The sequence below is a fragment of the Lentzea sp. NPDC054927 genome (genome assembly GCF_053610285.1).
The window spans coordinates 61,178-77,624 of the sequence record NZ_JBSGXZ010000002.1 but is presented as its reverse complement, the minus strand read 5'-3'; the positions used below and the strand labels follow the sequence as shown (position 1 = coordinate 77,624).

Sequence of the window (16,447 nt, the reverse complement as noted above, 5' to 3'; positions counted from 1 at the left end):
CGTCTTCGGCGGTCAGACGGGTGCATCGTGGTGCCGGCCCCGCGGCCTCATCCTGGTTGGCTGTGGGCGTGGGGCCGGTGCCGCGAGGCGCCCCGCTGAGCGTTGAAGACGCGGCGAAGGTTGCCGGTCGCGGCACTAGAGTTTGGCGGCGACGATCGGTGCGAGCCGGTCGGCGATCTTGCGGTGCCCCTGGTCGTTGGGGTGCACGTTGTCCGTCGTGTCGGTGGCCTCGTTGATCCAGCCCAGCGTGTCGACGAAGTACACGTTGCGGTCGCCGCCGTCGGTCAGCGTCTTCACCGCCGCCTGCGTCTCGGGAATGTACCGCTTGCGGAACGTGCCCAGGGCGAAGATCGCGGCCGTCGGGTACTTCTCCCGCGCCCGCCGCAGCAGCGTGACGTAGGAGGAGTTGAACTGCTCCTTGGTGACGCTGTGCCCGACGTCGTTCGTGCCGAGGTTGATCACGACGGCGTTCGCCCTGTACCGGCTGAAGTTCCACGCGGGTGCGGTCAGCGCGAGGCCGGTGCGCAGGAAGCCCTCCCGCATGCTCAGGCATCCGTCCGCCGCCGGATGCAGGCACGAGCCGCCCACCGCGATCTGCGTGTGGCCGGCCTTGAGCTTTTCCCCGGTCAGCCAGCCGTACGCGGTCAGGGCCTGTTTCGACGACTGCTGGCCGACGGTGATCGAGTCACCGACGAACTCTATGATCTTCGAGGGGACGGTGGGGGCGAACGTGCGTGCGCCGGTGTCGATCTCGATGCCCTGGTACACCGCGTCGCCCTTGTACGAGCCCGCGATCGGGCGGTAGGAGACGCGCAGGGTGTGGTTGCCTGCCGCCAGTGGCGTCGGGGTGAGGTTCACCGTGCCGGTCCGGTTCACGTAGGACACGTCGGGGCCGCCGTCGATGCTCACGAAGAAGTCGATCGCGTTGCGCTGCTTGAGCTTCACCGTCCGGCCGGTGAAGCCGACGACGAGGTAGGCGCCCGCCCACTCGGAGACGTAGGCGCTCGACGAGCTCGTGTTCCACCGGCCGAAGTACTTGACGTTCGGGTCGGTGGGCGAGCTCGTGACGGCGGCGGACGCCGCCGGAGTGGCGACCACCGTGCTGACCAGGACAGCTGCTGCCAGCAGGAGTTTCATCCGGGGTCCCCTCAGATCCGGGAGGCGATGATCGGGGCGAGGCGGTCAGCGATCTTGGCCTGACCCTGGTCGTTCGGGTGACCGTCGCCGTCGACGTAGTCCGCGCCGGCGGTGAGCCAGCCCTCGGTGTTGACGAAGTGCACGCGGCTGTCTCCCGCGCTGTTGCGGGCCGCGACCGCGGCCTTGGTCTCCGGCACGTACCGGCGTTTGAGCGTCTCGACCGCGAAGATCGCCGCGTTCGGGTACTTCGCGCGGATGTCGCGCAGGAACTGCGTGTAGGTCGACTGGAACGTGCTCGCGGTGACACCGCGGCCGGCGTCGTTCGTGCCCAGGTTCACCACGACGGCGGCGGCCTGGTACCGGGTGAAGTCCCACGCCGTGTCGCCGGTGCTGGCGCGGCGGAAGAACTGCGTGCTCTGCCCGACGCAACTGTCCTTCGGGGCCAGGCAGTAGCCCGCCCGCGCGATGATCGTGCGGGGCAGCCCGAGCTTCTGCCCGACCAGCCAGCCGGCCGACGAGAGCGCGAGTTTCGAGTCGAGGTAGCCGGCGGTGATCGAGTCGCCGACGAACTCCAGCACCTTCGGCGAGAGGCTCGGGTTGACCGTCCGCGCGCCGGTGTCCAGCACCAGCCCGCCGAACACGGTGTCGCCGGAGCGGTACGCGATGCGCAGCCGGTGCGTGCCCGCCGCCAGCGGGGTGGGCGTGAGGTTCACCGTGCCGCGCACGCTCTGGCGGAACACGTCCGCGCCGCCGTCGATGCTGACGTAGATGTTGACCGCGTCACGCAGTTTCACCTGGACCGTGGTGCCGGTGAACGACGTTTCGACGTACGCGCCCGTCCAGTTCGGCACGCGCAGCGCACCGTCGGTGTGCCATCGGCCGACGTACTGGAGGTTCGGGTCCGCCACGCCGACGTCGGTCGCCGCGGCGGCCTGCGGTGTGACGACGGTGAGCAGCAGCAGTGCGGCGATCAGATGTCTGATCACGGACCGTCCTTTCGGCGCGAGGGCAGGGGAACGCGCGACCAGTCGGTGTCCGAGGCGAGGTAGAAGCTCGGGTACGACGGCTGGTTGTAGGTGGTCTGCTGGCGGGCGACCTCGACGCGGTACTGGCGGTCGTGCATGAGCGTGTACATCTTGTGGTTCGTCGGTTCGGTGCTCAGGTAGAAGCGCAGGGCCGTGCTGTCCTGCGTGCGCACGACCAGCTCCTCGCGCCAGTCGCCGAACACGTCGGCGACGAGCGACGGATTTCCCTTGGTGCCGTTGTTGGCGCGCGTTCCGGTGGCGGTGAGCAGCGTGCCGCGCCGCCAGTCGCTGATGGCCGGCGTCACGTCCTGGGCACCGGTCACGATCTGGGTGGTCAGGTCGCCGGCCCAGCGGATGCTCATGTTCGTTCCGGGGGAACGGTCTTCGAGCCGGCGGCCGTCCGCGCTCCAGAGGCCGGAGGGGTCCGAGCCACTCGGCATGGACGACCACGTCTCGATGCCGGGCACGTCCGGGCGGACATCGCCGATCATGCCGCGGCCGGTGTCCATTCCGGAGTAGGCGCCGTAGATCGTCGCGCCGGTGCGGGCGTCGCGCATCGCGTAGCCGTAAGGGGCGTAGCGGGCGCCCTCGTGGACCATGTAGATCTCGAGGCCCGGCCGGTTCGGGTCGATGTCGGTGACGTGCATGGCGTCACCGTGTCCGACCCGGACCGTGGCACCCGGTTCCACGCTGCCTGGTGGCAGCACGCCGACCGAGCTGTACTTCAGCGAGCCGTCGTCGTCGAGCGTCGCGCCGCCGTAGATGATCTCCTGCCTGCCGTCGCCGTCCACGTCGGCGACGCTCAGCGAGTGTGAGCCCTGCGTGGTGAGCTTCGCGTGGCTCGGGTTGGTGCCGTCGCGGCCGTGCGGGCTGTCGCGGAACGGGTTCGTCATGGGCACCCAGCCGCTGTCGACGAGCCAGCGCTTCCTGAGCCGTCTGCCGTCCCAGTCGTAGGTCGCGACGGTCGAGCGGGTGTAGTAGCCGCGGGCGAAGATCGCGGACGGGTGTTTGCCGTCCAGGTAGGCGACTCCCGACAGGAACCGGTCGACGCGGTTGCCCGGTTCGATGCGGGCCATCGCGTAGTCGCCCCACATGAGCCCGTCGTCGCCGCGGCCGGGTTCGTAGCGGACGGTCTGCAGCTCGCGTCCCGTGGCACCGTCGAACACGGTCAGGTACTCCGGGCCGTCGACGATGAAGCCGGCGAACTGGCGCAGCTTGTTGTTGGCACTGCGGGACGGCGCGTAGACGTCGACGAAGTGGTCGACCAGGGCCGAAGCGTCCTCTGCGGACAAGGGATAGGTGTACCGCGGCTCGATGCCGAAAGCCTGTTCCAGCGTCGCGGGCCAGCGGCCGGAAACCACCTCGGGATGCTGGTGCCAGCCCCGGAACATGCCGATGAGGTGGTTGCGGTAGCCCTCCGGGCTGAGCCGGTAGTCGTCGGTGTGCCGGTACCCGGCGCGCAGGTCCTCGCGCGGCATCGTGATGAACCGTTCGCGGCCGTCGCGGCCGACGGTCTTCGTGCCCGGCGCGGTCTTGGTCATCAGCTCCGCACGACCGTCGCCGTCGAAGTCGTAGACCAGGAACTGGGTGTAGTGCGCGCCCGCCCGGATGTTCACGCCGAGGTCGATCCGGTGCAGCAGCGTGCCGTCGAAACGGTACGTGTCGAGGTACACCGGGCCGGTGTAGCCGACCTGCGAGACGTCCTTGGAGTTGCTGGGATCCCACTTGACGACGTACTCGTACTGCCCGTCGCCGTCCACGTCGCCGACGCTGACGTCGTTGGCGGAGTAGGTGTAGCGCTCACCGGCCGGCGTCACGCCGTCCGCGGGCTTGCGCAGTGGCAGGTCGTGATGCGATTCCGCCCAGGCCGTCGCGGCTTTGCTCCGGCCCAGTGGACCGCCTCGGCGCACAGGAGCAACCTGATACCGCGCACCGGGTGTCGCGTCCGGGTCGACGTAGGTGGTGCTGTCCGTGACGGTCGCGATGCGTCTTCCGTTGCGGAAGACGGCGAAATCGGGTCCGGCGATGCCGGTGGTGGTCGTGCCGGTGGCCTCCCTGCCGAGCAGGCGCCAGCTCAGGTGCACCCCGGCGCCGGTGGTGGCCGCGACGAGCCCGCGGTCGAGGTGTTCTCCGGGCGACGTGTGCGCGGAGGCGGGCAGCTGCCCGGCGAGGACAGCGGTGATCACCAAGGGGAGCAGAACGCTTCGTCGCGGATCCACGGCGGCTACGATGAACCGTTCCAGCACGTGACGCAAGAGTCCAAATGTGTTGGTGCGTAATGTGGAAAGCGTTTTCCCAAACGAGACGTCGAATCGTGCGGGCCATTCGACTGAAAATGTGTCGAACAAGTCGAAACGGCCCGGCGGTTGCTTGACGGCCGCTGCGGGTCGTGCCACGTTCACGACGTCCGGTCGAAGCGATTCGATTCATCCTCGGTGACCACGAGGGGCGCGCCTTGAGACACGACATCGTCGCCGTGTTCAACGCCCCTGGGGATCCGGCCGGCCGAGCTGGAGCTCGGCTGTCAATCGTGAGAGTTCCACCAACACCGGAGGTGCCAGCGTGGTCACCATCGCGGATGTGGCGAGGCATGCCGGCGTCGCGCCGAGCACCGTCTCCTACGTGCTGACGGGCAAGCGGTCGATCTCGCCGCAGACCCGCACGAAGGTCAGGGAGAGCATCCGGCTGCTGGGCTACCACCCGCACGCCGGCGCGAGGGCACTCGCGACGAGCAGAGCGAACGTGGTGGCACTGGTGCTGCCGCTGCGTCCCGGCGTGCACCTGCCCGTGCTGATGCGGTTCGTGACGGCGGCCGTCACGACGGCCCGCCGGCACGACATGGACGTGCTGCTGGTGACGGCGGACCAGGGCGCGCAGGGCCTGCGCAGAGTCGCGGGCAGCGCCCAGGTCGACGGCTTCCTGGTGATGGACGTGGAACTGGACGACGACCGCGTGCCGCTGCTGCGGCAGATGGCACAGCCGTCCGTCCTCATCGGACGTCCGGCCGCGGTCAAAGGCCTGACCTGTGTGGACCTCGACTTCGAGGCCGCCGGCGCCCGGTGCGTCGACCACCTGGCCGACCTCGGCCACCGCTACATAGGGTTCCTCGGCGCCCCGAGCGTCGTGTACCAGCGCAACACCGGCTACGCGCAGCGCACGATGGCCGGGTTCGGCGCGGCGGCGATGCGGCGGGGAATCGCTTCGACGGCACTGCCCGCCGAGGACGACTACGAGTCGGTGCTGGTGTCCATGCGCTCGCTGCTGCGCTCGCAACCGGCGATGACCGCGCTCGTCGTGCACAACGAGGCGGCGCTCGGCTGGGTGGCGGGCAGCCTGCGCGCGCTGGGCCGCAGGGTTCCCGACGACGTGGCCGTGGTGGCGATCTGCCCGGACGAGCTCGCGGAGCAGATGCAGCTGACCTCGGTGCAGCTGCCGGCGGAGGAACTGGGCCGGCAGGCGATGGAACTGCTCGTCGCCCGGCTGAACGGGCACCCGACGGCACCGCTGACCCTGCTGCCCCCGAAACTCTCCGGCCGCGCTAGCACGGCCCCACGCCTGCGCCGCGCCTGAAAGCTCCGCAGGACAACCGCAGGGGCGTCGAAACGCCTCGACGCCCCTCACACCCCGTGAGCAGTGGCCGGTCAGCCGACCGGCTCACCTGATGGCGCGGCGAGCTGAACGCCGAGCCGGACCGGCGTGCCGAAGTTGGGCGTGCCGTCGGCGTTCCAGGTGAACTTCTGCGCGCGGGTCGAGCGGTTCATGTCGCAGCCGCCCGATGCGCTGTCGTTGGCGTGGTAGACGATCCAGTCCTCGGTGCCGTCGGGCGACTTGAAGAACCCGTTGTGGCCGGGAGCGAACACGCCATTGCCGTCGTTGCGCTGGAACACCGGGTTCGGCGACTTCGTCCAGTGCGACCGGTTGAGCGGGTCGGAGCCGGTGAGGGTGAGCAGGCCGAGCTTGTAGTCAGGGCCCCAGCAGGCGCTGGCCGAGTAGACGATCATGACGCGGCCGTTGCGGTACAGCGGTTCCGCGCCCTCGTTGACGGCACCGGTCTGCCGTTCCCAGGCCAGGGTGGGCTGGGAGATGGTGCGTCGCGCGCCGCTGATCGTGTACGGGTTGGACAGCGGGGTGATGGTGAGGCTCTGGGTGCCGTCGATCGCGCTGCCCATCAGGTAGAGCTTGCCGTTGTGCTGCAGGATGCTCGGGTCGAGCTCCCAGGTCGAGCCCAGGTCTGCTTTGAACGTGTACGGGCCCATCGGGTCGGTGCCGGAGCTTTCCAGCACGTGCAACCGTTGGGTGGGGTTGTAGTCCGGCACGTTCTGGCCGGCCACGTAGTACAGGTACCAGCGGCCGTTGAGCAGGTGGAACTCCGGCGCCCACATGTTGCAGCACCCGTTGGGCCTGCCCGAGAGGGTGAAGAGCACGGTGTCCGCGGCACTCGACAGACCGGCGAGCGTGCGGGAGCGGCGCATGGTGATGGTGGAGTTCCACGTCGTGGTGGCCAGGTAGTAGTAGCCGTTGTAGTACTGGAGCCACGGGTCGGGGCCGTTGCGCTTGATCGGGTTGGTGAACGTGCCTGCTGCCAGCTTGACCAGCTGCCACTGCTGGTTGCTCGCCTGGGTGTCAGGCCACTGGATCACCTGGGCTCCGTCGGCGGTCGAGAAGTCCAGCACGTCGAGGGCCTTACCACTCGCGCGGTTGATCAGCCGGACGTGCCCGCCGTCGGAGTCGGCCAGCCGGAACTGCTGGCCGGTGCGCCCGGCGTCGGTCGTCTGCACGAGCCCGGCACGGTCCGCGGTGGACGGGAAGTCCAGGACCTTGCCGCTGTGCCGGGACTTCAGCCGGTAGTAGCCGCCGCCGGAGTCCACGAACTGCCACTGCTGCCAGGCTCCGTCGTTGCGCGACCACTGCACGATCGGCGCGCCGTCGTTCGTGGCGAGGTTGTACACGTCCAACGCCTTGCCGCTGTTGCGGTTGACCAGCACGTAGGACGCGTTTGTGTCCACTGTGGCCGCCGAGGCCGGCGATGCCGCGGTGGTCGCGCCGATCAACACGGCGACGGCGAGCAAGCGGACCGTCGTTGTCATGGTTCTCCTCACTCCAGCACGAACGTCGCGTCGGACCGTCCCTGAGCGTCGGTCGCCGCTTGCAGGTTGAGCAACCCGTTGCTGTGCCGCATGTAGCTGCCCGGCCGGTTGAGCGACTCGAACGACACCGCCGTGCTCGCCGCGAGTCCTGGGCGCTGCGAGAAGCTGGCGTCGTTGCGGAACTGGGTGCTGCCGTCGTTGCGCTCCACCCACAGTTCGAGGTTGCGGTGACGCAGGAAGTAGCCCGGGAAGTTGGTCGACTCCAACGAGACCGTGCCGGCGCCGGTCAGGCCGGTCACCAGCTTGAACTGCGAGTCGGCGAGCGGGGAGACGTTGGGTTCGAGCTTCGCGCGGTACTCCCAGTGCCGCACGAACCGGTCGGTGAGGTTGTAGGACTTCAGCCGCACCGGGGTGGGACCGTCGGGTACCGGGATGCCGAAGTCAGGTGTGCCGTCGGACTTGTAGTAGACCTTCTGCACGCGCGTGCGGCGGTTCGGGTCGTTGAGCGGATCGCCGTTGATGTCGCGGTAGTTGCGGTCGTGGTAGACCATGACGTCGCTGAGACCGTCCTCGGACACCGTGAACGAGTTGTGGCCGGGCCCGTACTGACCCGTCGCGTCGTTGGTGGTGAACACCGGGTTGGGGTTCTTGCTCCACGACGACGCGGTGAGCAGGTTCGCTGACGCCGACGCGGTCAGCATGCCGAGGCAGTAGTTCGCGTCGGTGGCGCTGGCCGAGTACGTCAGGAAGATCTTTCCGTTGCGCTGCAGGACCGTGGGCCCTTCGGCCACCTTGAACCCGCGGGTTTCCCAGGCCAGCGTCGGTACCACCAGCCGGGTCACCGAGCCGGTGATCGTCCACGGGTTCGTGCCCATGCGGGCGATGTACACGTTGGAGTTCGTGGAGATGCCCGGTTCCTGTTGCGCCCAGAGCAGGTACCGCACGCCGTTGTTCACGAACGTCGACGCGTCCAGCGAGAAGGTGTCCCACGGCGTCGTGATGCGGCCGCGTTCGGTCCACGAGCCGGTCAGCGGGTTGGCGCTGGAGCTCTCCAGCACGTACATCCGGATGCGCCAGATGTCGTCGCTGCGTCCCGCGGCGAAGTAGACGTACCACTTGCCGTTGATGAAGTGGATCTCCGGCGCCCAGATGTGCGCGGCCATCTCACCGCTCGAGTGCTTGCGCCAGATCACGGTCTCCGGCGCCGACGAGAGACCCTGGATCGTGGTCGCCCGGCGCAGGACGATCCGGTCGTACTCCGGCACGGTCGCGGTGAAGTAGTAGAAGCCGTCGGTGTGCTTGAAGATGTGCGGGTCGGCACGCCGTTCAGCGATCGGGTTCGTGTACCGCACGGCGGGCGAGGCTGCCGCGCGCGGTACGGGGATGCCGATCAAACAGGTGACAGCCGCCAGCATCAGCACGGCGACGCGGTGGAAGGCCTTCATCCACTGTCCTTTCAGACCAGTTGCGGCCAGCCGGCCGAGTCGTAGGTGAGGCGGTTGATGCCCAGCAACGCCGTGCCGTTGTCGGCGTAGTAGTGGTAGACGAGCAGGTCGCCGTCGACGTCGGAGAGCACGGCCTGGGCCCCTGGCCCGTGCACACCTCCGTGCCCGGCCAGTACTTCGGTGCCACCTCCGGAGTTCATCCGCACGCCGTTGCGGTCGAGGTAGGGGCCGGTGACACCGGTGGAGCGCCCGACCATGACGCGATAGGTGCTCGATGCGCCGCGACAGCAGACGTCGAATGACACGTAGAGGTAGTAGTACTGGCCGCGTTTGACGATGAACGGCGCTTCGATCGCGCCGCCACCCCGCCCGGCGATCGCGGTGATGCCGCTGCCGAGCCGCAGACCGGTGGCGGGATCGAGCTGGATCAGCTTGACGCCCGACCAGAACGAGCCGAAGCTCAGCCACCAGCGGCCCTGGTCGTCCACCACCAGGTTGGGGTCGATGGCGTTGAAGTCGTCGGACTGGCGCGACTCGATCACCAGGCCGCGGTGGGTCCACGTGCCGGAATCGCCGGTGGGACTGGTGGCCAGGAAGATCGCCGAGCGGTTCGTGCCGAACGTGGACGCCGCGTAGAAGAGGTAGTACCTGCCGTTGCGGTAGGAGATGTCCGGCGCCCACAGATTGCGGCTGCCGCCGGTGTAGGCCGTGGTCCACGCCGCGCCGCCGGGGAACACCGTGCCCGCGTTGCGGAAGGTGATGCGGTCGGTGGAGGTCTTCAACCCGAGGTGGTCGGCGGTGTGGACCACCAGATAGCTGCCGTCCGGCCGCTTGATCGCCGCCGGGTCGTGCACGCGGATGTCGCCGGTGACGCGGCCGGGATTCGGATAGGTGGCCGCGTCCGCGGCCGGCGCGAAGATCAGCGCGGCCGCGGCGAGAAGCGCAGAGATTCGAGCGACCGGCATGGTGCCTCCGTTGGCAACCGATGACTGTTATCGCTAACAAGACTCAGGCCGAGGTACCGTAGCCCACCTTTTTCTTGCCCGGCAAGGTTTGTCGAATGCCCTGTCGAATGGGCAGCTGATGTAGTCGAACGTTGACGCCGGTACGACCTGCTCATATGTTAACGCTCACAAATGAGCGTGAGGAGCAGGCGCATGGCGGACGGGTTCGCACGGCGGGACTTCCTCAGGGCGACCTCCTTGGCCGTCGCTGTGCCACTGCTCGGCGTGACGACGGGAGAGGCGCTGGCGACACCGAACGTGCTCGCGCCGGGCGGCTTGCGGCCGTTCGAACTGTCCGAGGTGGCGCTGGGCGAGGGCGTGTTCTCGAAGAAGCGCGACCTCGTCCTGGCTTACGCACGTGGTTACGACGTCAACCGGCTGCTCCAGGTGTTCCGCGCCAACGCGGGCCTGGACACGTTGGGCGCCACCGCACCCGGCGGCTGGGAAGGCCTCGACGGCGAGGCGAACGGCAACCTCCGCGGCCACTACACCGGGCACTTCCTGTCGATGCTGTCCCAGGCGTACGGCAGCACCGGCGACACCGCGTACCTGGGGAAGATCCAGGCGATGGTCGGCGCACTCACCGAGTGCCGGGCCGCGCTGCGCCGCGATCCGCAGGTGCTGAGCGTGCCGGGCAAGTCCGGCCGGGCGGTGGAACAGGTGCGCGGGTCGTACCAGTTCGTCGACCTGCCCGCGGAACCGCTGCCCGCGACGTTCACGTTCAGCGCATGGGTTCGGCCGTCGCACGACGCGAACTGGACGCGGATCTTCGACTTCGGCAACGACAACACCCGCTACCTGTACCTGGCCGCGCGCAACGGCAACGGCGTGCCCCGCTTCGCCATCACCACGAACGGTCCCGGCGCGGAGCAGGGCATCAACGGCACCGCGCCGTTGCCGTTGAACGAGTGGAGCCACGTCGCGGTGACGATCGCGGGCACCACGGGCACGCTTTATGTCAACGGCGTGCAGGTCGGCACGAACACCGCGATGTCGCTGAACCCGGCCGCACTGGGCACGTTGGCGCACCACTGGCTGGGACGCTCCCACTTCGGTGGCGACCCGGTGTTCGCGGGCGCGCTCGACGACGTGAACCTGTTCTCCCGCGCACTGAGCGCGGCCGAGATCACCGCGTCGCTCAAGGGAGATCTGGCTTCCTACGCGTTCGACGAGACGACCGGCGGGACGTTCACCGACGCGTCCGGCCGCGGGCGGAACGCGACGTTGCGCCGCACCTGGGGCGGCCCGAGCCATCCCGGTTTCCTCGCCGCGTACCCGGAAACGCAGTTCATCACGCTGGAAACGATGACGCGCCCGGACTACCAGGTGGTGTGGGCGCCGTACTACACCGCGCACAAGATCCTCAAGGGCCTCGTCGACGCCTACCGCAACACCCAGGACGCGCGGGCACTGGACCTCGCGGACGGCCTGTGCGACTGGATGTACTCGCGGCTGGGCAAGCTGTCCGCCGAGGTGCGCCAGCGGATGTGGGGCATCTTCTCGAGCGGTGAGTTCGGCGGCATCGTCGAGGCGATCATCGACCTGCACGCGATCACCGGCAAGCACCTGGAGCTGGCCCGGCTGTTCGACCTCGACTCGTTGACCACCGCCTGCGCCGAGAACCGGGACGTTCTCGACGGACTGCACGCCAACCAGCACATCCCGATCTTCACCGGCCTCCTCCGGCTGTACGAGGCAACCGGCGAGCAGAGGTACCGGCTGGCGGCGAAGAACTTCTGGGGCATGGTCGTCACACCGCGGATGTTCGCCATCGGTGGCACCAGCACCGGTGAGTTCTGGAGGCCGCGCGGTGTCGTGGCCGGCGCGTTGAGCGACACGACGGCCGAGACCTGCTGCGCGCACAACCTGCTGAAGCTCAGCCGGCAGCTGTTCCTGCACGAGCAGTCGCCCAAGTACTTCGACTACTACGAACGCGCGCTCTACAACCAGATTCTCGGGTCCAAACAGGACCGTGCCGACGCCGAGATGCCGTTGATGACGTACTTCATCGGCCTCACGCCTGGTGCCGTCCGCGACTTCACGCCGAAGCAGGGCACGACGTGCTGTGAGGGCACCGGCATGGAGAGCGCGACGAAGTACCAGGACTCGGTGTACCTCCGCGCGGCCGACGACTCGCGGCTGTACGTGAACCTCTACAGCCCGTCCGTGCTGAAGTGGGCGGCGAAGGGCGTCACCGTCACCCAGACCACCGGTTTCCCGGTCGAGCAGGGCACCACCCTGCGGATCGGCGGACGGGCGCGGTTCGACCTGTTGCTGCGGGTGCCGGCGTGGGCGGGGGAGTTCACCGTGACCGTCAACGGCGAGAAGCAGCGGCTGAACGCCCTGCCCGGCACCTACGTGACCTTGTCCCGATCTTGGCGCAACGGGGACGTCGTGCGCGTGCGCATGCCGTTTGGGTTGAGGGCGGAGCGGACACCGGACCAGCCTCTTGTGCAGTCGTTGATGTACGGCCCGATCAACCTGGTGGCGCGTGACGCACGGACCGAGTTTCTGGAGTTCGGGCTGCACGGGCGCTCGGCGCTGTCCGGGGACCTGGCAGGCAACCTGCAGCCGATCGCAGGTAAACCGCTGCACTTCCGGCTCGGCGAGGTCGAGCTGGCGCCCTTCTTCGAGGGCACCGAGCACGCCTTCCACTCGTACTTCCGCCGGGCAGAGCCGAAAATCATGTTCGCGGGCGTCGACTCCGGCGTCGCGAACCCCGTGCGCGCGGACGGGTCCACGTTCCTCGACGAGGTGTGGGTGGCCGCACCGTTCGCTGCCAAGAACTCGTTCGTGGACCGGGTGACCGTCGTGGCGCGGCGGTGGGTGGCGGAAGGGCTGATGTCCGTCGCCGACCACGACCGCGTGATCCGCACGGCCCGCAACGCGCCGATCCGGTAGAGCTCGTGAGTGGTTTGGCCGCTACAGCAGCCAAACCACTCACGTCTCACTACCGGTCGGGTCTTTCTGCGTCTGCCTGAGCCCGCCGGCGGAGGGAGTCCTTGATCTCGCTGAGCCTGGCCGCGGTGGCAGGGGTCCACTCCGCTTGTTGCCGGCTGGCACGCAGGGCGTCGTCGATCTCGTCGAGTTTGGCGGCGGACACCGCGCCTGCCCGCTCCATCAGGTCTTCCCGGCGCAAGGTGGTCAGCCAGGTACAAGGGGTCGAGCCGACCCATGGAAGCCCGAACCGCAGCACGCCGTCAAAGGGCAGTCCCTCCTGGACGCCGACCGCGACTTCGATACCCAGGCCGGAGATGTCGGTGTCCGCCGGGGCGACGACCTGCATCGCCCGGAGGCCGGATGGATCTTCCTCGGACAGCAGCACGACAGGCCGTCGCTCGTCGAACTCGGCCCACCAGACTTCGCCTCGCCGCATCTGTCCTCCTAGGCCGCTGGTCACAGCGTAGGCGCTGAGCCCCTCGGGCTGCGGCGTATTGCACGCCGCAGCCCGAAGTTGGGCCAGTCATCAGGCCGGCACGAAGATCGCCCCGAGCCGGTCGACCTCGGTGCCCGACCGGCCGGTGAACCCGGCGATGCGCCAGCCGGCGGGTGCGGTGGCGGTGAGCGTCTCACCGGTCGGCTGACCCGCTGAGAGCGTGCGCCCCCGGTTCGTGGTGAACGCGGCCGAGAACACCCTCGTGCGGTCGTTGTACTTGCCCTGGCTCAATTTCGCGGACACGAGGTGCTCGCCTGGTTCGAGCGTGAGGGTCGACGCGGTACCGCCGCCACCACCATGGCTGAACGTCGTGCCGTTCGCCGTCGTGATCGACACCTGGTCCAACCGGCTGCCACCACGCAAGGTCAGCGAGCGCACCGCTCCCAGGTCGACCGCGGCGAGATCGGTGAACGGGGTGCCGTGCGGGCCGCCGAGCTCGGCGCTGAGCCGGATGTCGTCGGAGGCAGTCCAGTCGAAACGGGTGGCGATGGGGTAGTGGTCGGACAGCGGTTTGCCCTGTGCGTCCACGAACGCCGCGTTGTCGTTGCGGTAGTCGCGAGCGGTCAGCGTGATCTGGCGGTTGCCCCGGTAGAGGATCTTGTCGACGACCTCGCACGAGTCGGTGAGCGCGGCTGGGTCGCACACGATCGCCGGGCTGCCCGCCGCCGGTGCCTGGCCGCCGCGTTCGAGCTGCACCCACGCGTCGGTGAGACCGTTGGTGCCGACCAGTTCGCGGATGTTGTCGTCCGCACGGGTGTAGCGGGTGTTGGTGTCTCCCATGACGATGACCGCGTTGCCCGCGGAGTTCGCCGCGATGAACCGGGACAGCTGCGTGATGTTCGACCGGCGCGCGGCGAGGTCGGCGTTCTCGACACCGGCATTGGGGTGCAGGTTGTAGAGGTCGACGTACACGCCTTCGGCCAGCGTGACCCGCTTGTAGCTGAACCCCTTGGGCGTCAGGCAGTCCGTGCCGTTGCAGGACGACCACTTCGTGCGCTCGAGGTCGCTGTAGGGCAGATGGGACAGCGTGTTCAGGCCGCTGCCGAACGGCACCCCGCCGGTCGTGGGCGTGCGGTGGGCGTGGTTGTCGCCCGCGTACAAGGCCGCGTGGTAGTTGAAGTCCTCCTGGACGTTGACGACGGCGTAGGGCGCCAGCCGCGGGCTGATCAGCGGAGTGTTGACGGCGGGGTTGCCGGACGACAGACCCTCGGGCAACCCCGCCACGTTGTAGGTCAGCACCTCGAAGCTGCCACCGGGGGCAGCGTGGGCGGGCACCGCGAGTGCCGCCAGCAGCGCCGGGATCAGGAGCAGGGACCTGGTCATCAGTTGCGCGTCCACTTCTGGTTGTTGGCGCCGTTGCAGGACCACAGGACGAGCTTCGTGCCGTTGGCCGTGCCCGCGTTGTAGGCGTCGAGGCACAGTCCGGACTGCACACCGGTGACGGTGCCGTCGGCGTTGAAGTTCCACTGCTGGTTGGTGCCGCCGGTGCACTCGTAGATGGCGACCTTCGTGCCGTTGGTGGTGCCGTGGTCCCACGCGTCGAGGCACTTGTTGCCGTAGAGCACGAGTTCCTTGCGGGCGGTGTAGGTCAGCGTTTGCGCCTCACCACCGTTGCAGTCCCACAGCTGGGCCTGCGTGCCGTTCGTGATCGTGTTGCGGTTGATGTCCGCGCAACGGCCGGACTGCGCGCCGATGATCTCGATGCCCCCGGTGCCGGGCAGTTCGCGCACCTCGACGGCGGTCGCGTTGCCGGACAACGTGAGGGAGTTGGTGCCCTTGGCCAGCGACACGATCACCGACACGGTGCCCTTGGTCTGCGCCGAACCCGTCGGCGGCAGGGCGACGGTGGTGGGGATCTGGCCGCCGTTGACCTGCAGCGTGGCCTTGCGGGCCACCCGGTCACCGTTGGCGTACTCGATCGTCGCGACCGCGAGCCCGCCCGCCTTGGCGCTGATGCCGGCGACGCGGGAGTTCTCGACGGGATAGCTGGAGGCGCTCGCCTCCACCCCGGCCACGGACAGCATCACCGCGTCCCCGGCCGGAACCGTCACGCTGTAGGTGCCGTTGGTGATCGGCGTGGCGGCACCGGTCCACAGGTCGCGCACCGCGGCCATCCGGCCGGACAACCCCAGATCGGCCAGCCGCACCGTCATGGTGGCCGCCGCCGACGTGCGGTTGAGCAGTGCGACGGCCCGGCGACCGTTGCCGGACAACACCTTCGCGTAGACCTGCCGGTCGCGGACGTCCTCGGCGACCTCGACGGCGGGCAGGCCGCGCGGGTCCTGGCCCACGGCGACCACCTCGCGGTTGGTCAGCACCGAGATCGTGCCGGCGTCCATCTTGGTCAGGTCGTTGCCGAGCAGCATCGGCGATCCGCCGACCGCCCACAGGCTCATGTGCACCCGGCTCGCCGCGGTGGACAGGCCCGGCATGCCGACCATCATCATGTCCGGGTCGTTGTAGTAGCCGGTGTGCTGCGCTGTCGGCCGCTGGTTCTTGTCGAAGTTCTCGTAGACCATGTCGATCGACGGCGTCTCGTGCGCGAAGACGATGTCCGTTCCGGTGCGCCACAACGGGGCCATGCCCGGCGCCCAGTTCCACGGATCGTTCTTGCCCCACTCGCAGATCGACAGCACCAGCTCCCGGCCGGTGGCCGCGCTCGCCTTCGAGACCGCGTCGCTGAGCGCCTGGTAGGTGCTGGGCGCGTCGAGCTGTTCGACGTCCGCTCCGCACCAGTCGACCTTGACGTAGTCGAAGCCCCAGCGGGAGAACTGCAGCATGTCCTGGTCGTAGTGGCCCTCGCTGCCGGTGCCGGCGTGCGGCGGTCCGGGAGTGGGGAAGTAGTAGCCGCAGCCGTTCTTGCCCGCGTCGGTGTAGATGCCGGCCTTGAGGCCCTTGCTGTGGATGTAGTCGGCGATCGCCTTCATGCCGCCGGGCCACTGCGTCTCGTCGATGGTGATGTCGCCGGACGCGTCGCGAGTGCCCTTCCACCAGCCGGAGTCGATGTTGACGTACCGGTAGCCGGTGGCCGCCAGACCGGACGACACCAGCGCGTCGGCCTGGGCCTTGATCACGTTGTGGTCGATCTTTTCGAAGAAGGTGTTCCACGAGGCCCAGCCCATTGGGGCGGAAGGCACCTTGACCTGGTTCTGCGTGACGGGTGCGGCGAGGACAGGGGTCTCGCCGACCGCGGTCACGGTGCTGCAGGCGACGGCCATGGCGACTACCAAGGCACGCCGTGATGTGAGCGTTAACATCGTCGTTTACGGCTCGCTTTCCAGTAAGCAGGGGAAGACTGGGAGAAGAGCGCAGC

General features: G+C 68.5%; 11 protein-coding genes. 2 read left to right on the top strand and 9 right to left on the bottom strand.

Annotation, left to right across the window (positions count from 1 at the left end; genetic code table 11):
- Window positions 1–135: 135 nt before the first annotated feature.
- From ACWGE0_RS03935 to ACWGE0_RS03925, 3 genes are read right to left on the bottom strand one after another with little or no spacing between them, the layout of a single operon-like run.
- Window positions 136–1,137 carry a GDSL-type esterase/lipase family protein gene (locus ACWGE0_RS03935; protein WP_452259394.1) on the bottom strand — a complete coding sequence of 334 codons (1,002 nt, stop codon included), beginning with the start codon at window positions 1,135–1,137 and terminating at the stop codon, window positions 136–138.
- Window positions 1,138–1,148: 11 nt separating this feature from the next.
- Complete coding sequence (locus ACWGE0_RS03930) at window positions 1,149–2,123, bottom strand: GDSL-type esterase/lipase family protein (RefSeq protein WP_452259393.1); 975 nt, start codon at window positions 2,121–2,123, stop codon at window positions 1,149–1,151.
- Complete coding sequence (locus tag ACWGE0_RS03925; protein ID WP_452259392.1) at window positions 2,120–4,381, bottom strand: rhamnogalacturonan lyase; 2,262 nt, start codon at window positions 4,379–4,381, stop codon at window positions 2,120–2,122. Before ACWGE0_RS03925 ends, ACWGE0_RS03930 begins: the two co-directional genes overlap by 4 nt.
- Window positions 4,382–4,724: 343 nt before the next feature.
- Between ACWGE0_RS03925 and ACWGE0_RS03920 the strand changes: the two genes are divergently transcribed.
- Complete coding sequence (locus ACWGE0_RS03920) at window positions 4,725–5,732, top strand: LacI family DNA-binding transcriptional regulator (protein ID WP_452259391.1); 1,008 nt, start codon at window positions 4,725–4,727, stop codon at window positions 5,730–5,732.
- Between the two features lie 71 nt (window positions 5,733–5,803).
- On the opposite strand, the gene ACWGE0_RS03915 is transcribed toward ACWGE0_RS03920, so the two are convergent.
- The 3 genes from ACWGE0_RS03915 to ACWGE0_RS03905 are packed head-to-tail and all read right to left on the bottom strand — an operon-like array spanning window position 5,804 to window position 9,659.
- A complete protein-coding gene (locus ACWGE0_RS03915) occupies window positions 5,804–7,249 on the bottom strand; it encodes a family 43 glycosylhydrolase (RefSeq protein WP_452259390.1) in 1,446 nt (481 codons plus the stop codon).
- Between the two features lie 8 nt (window positions 7,250–7,257).
- The gene (locus ACWGE0_RS03910; RefSeq protein ID WP_452259389.1) at window positions 7,258–8,694 is read right to left on the bottom strand and encodes a family 43 glycosylhydrolase; all 1,437 of its coding nucleotides are present in this window, start codon (window positions 8,692–8,694) and stop codon (window positions 7,258–7,260) included.
- A gap of 11 nt (window positions 8,695–8,705) precedes the next feature.
- Window positions 8,706–9,659 carry an arabinan endo-1,5-alpha-L-arabinosidase gene (locus tag ACWGE0_RS03905; RefSeq protein ID WP_452259388.1) on the bottom strand — a complete coding sequence of 318 codons (954 nt, stop codon included), beginning with the start codon at window positions 9,657–9,659 and terminating at the stop codon, window positions 8,706–8,708.
- 192 nt (window positions 9,660–9,851) lie between these two features.
- Here ACWGE0_RS03905 and ACWGE0_RS03900 point away from each other — a divergent pair, with 192 nt between their 5' ends.
- Window positions 9,852–12,599, top strand: coding sequence for a beta-L-arabinofuranosidase domain-containing protein (locus tag ACWGE0_RS03900; RefSeq protein WP_452259387.1), 2,748 nt, complete (start codon window positions 9,852–9,854; stop codon window positions 12,597–12,599).
- 49 nt (window positions 12,600–12,648) lie between these two features.
- Here the strand turns inward: ACWGE0_RS03900 and ACWGE0_RS03895 are convergent, their stop codons facing one another.
- The 3 genes from ACWGE0_RS03895 to ACWGE0_RS03885 all read right to left on the bottom strand — a co-directional run bounded on the left by ACWGE0_RS03895 (window position 12,649) and on the right by ACWGE0_RS03885 (window position 16,352).
- Window positions 12,649–13,074, bottom strand: a complete 426-nt coding sequence (locus tag ACWGE0_RS03895) for a type II toxin-antitoxin system PemK/MazF family toxin (RefSeq protein WP_452259386.1) — start codon at window positions 13,072–13,074, stop codon at window positions 12,649–12,651.
- A gap of 90 nt (window positions 13,075–13,164) precedes the next feature.
- Window positions 13,165–14,457: a jacalin-like lectin gene (locus ACWGE0_RS03890; protein WP_452259385.1), complete on the bottom strand. Its 1,293-nt coding sequence runs from the start codon at window positions 14,455–14,457 to the stop codon at window positions 13,165–13,167.
- Window positions 14,457–16,352 carry a ricin-type beta-trefoil lectin domain protein gene (locus tag ACWGE0_RS03885; protein WP_452259384.1) on the bottom strand — a complete coding sequence of 632 codons (1,896 nt, stop codon included), beginning with the start codon at window positions 16,350–16,352 and terminating at the stop codon, window positions 14,457–14,459. The genes ACWGE0_RS03890 and ACWGE0_RS03885 overlap by 1 nt, the downstream gene beginning before the upstream one ends.
- Window positions 16,353–16,447 lie beyond the last annotated feature (95 nt).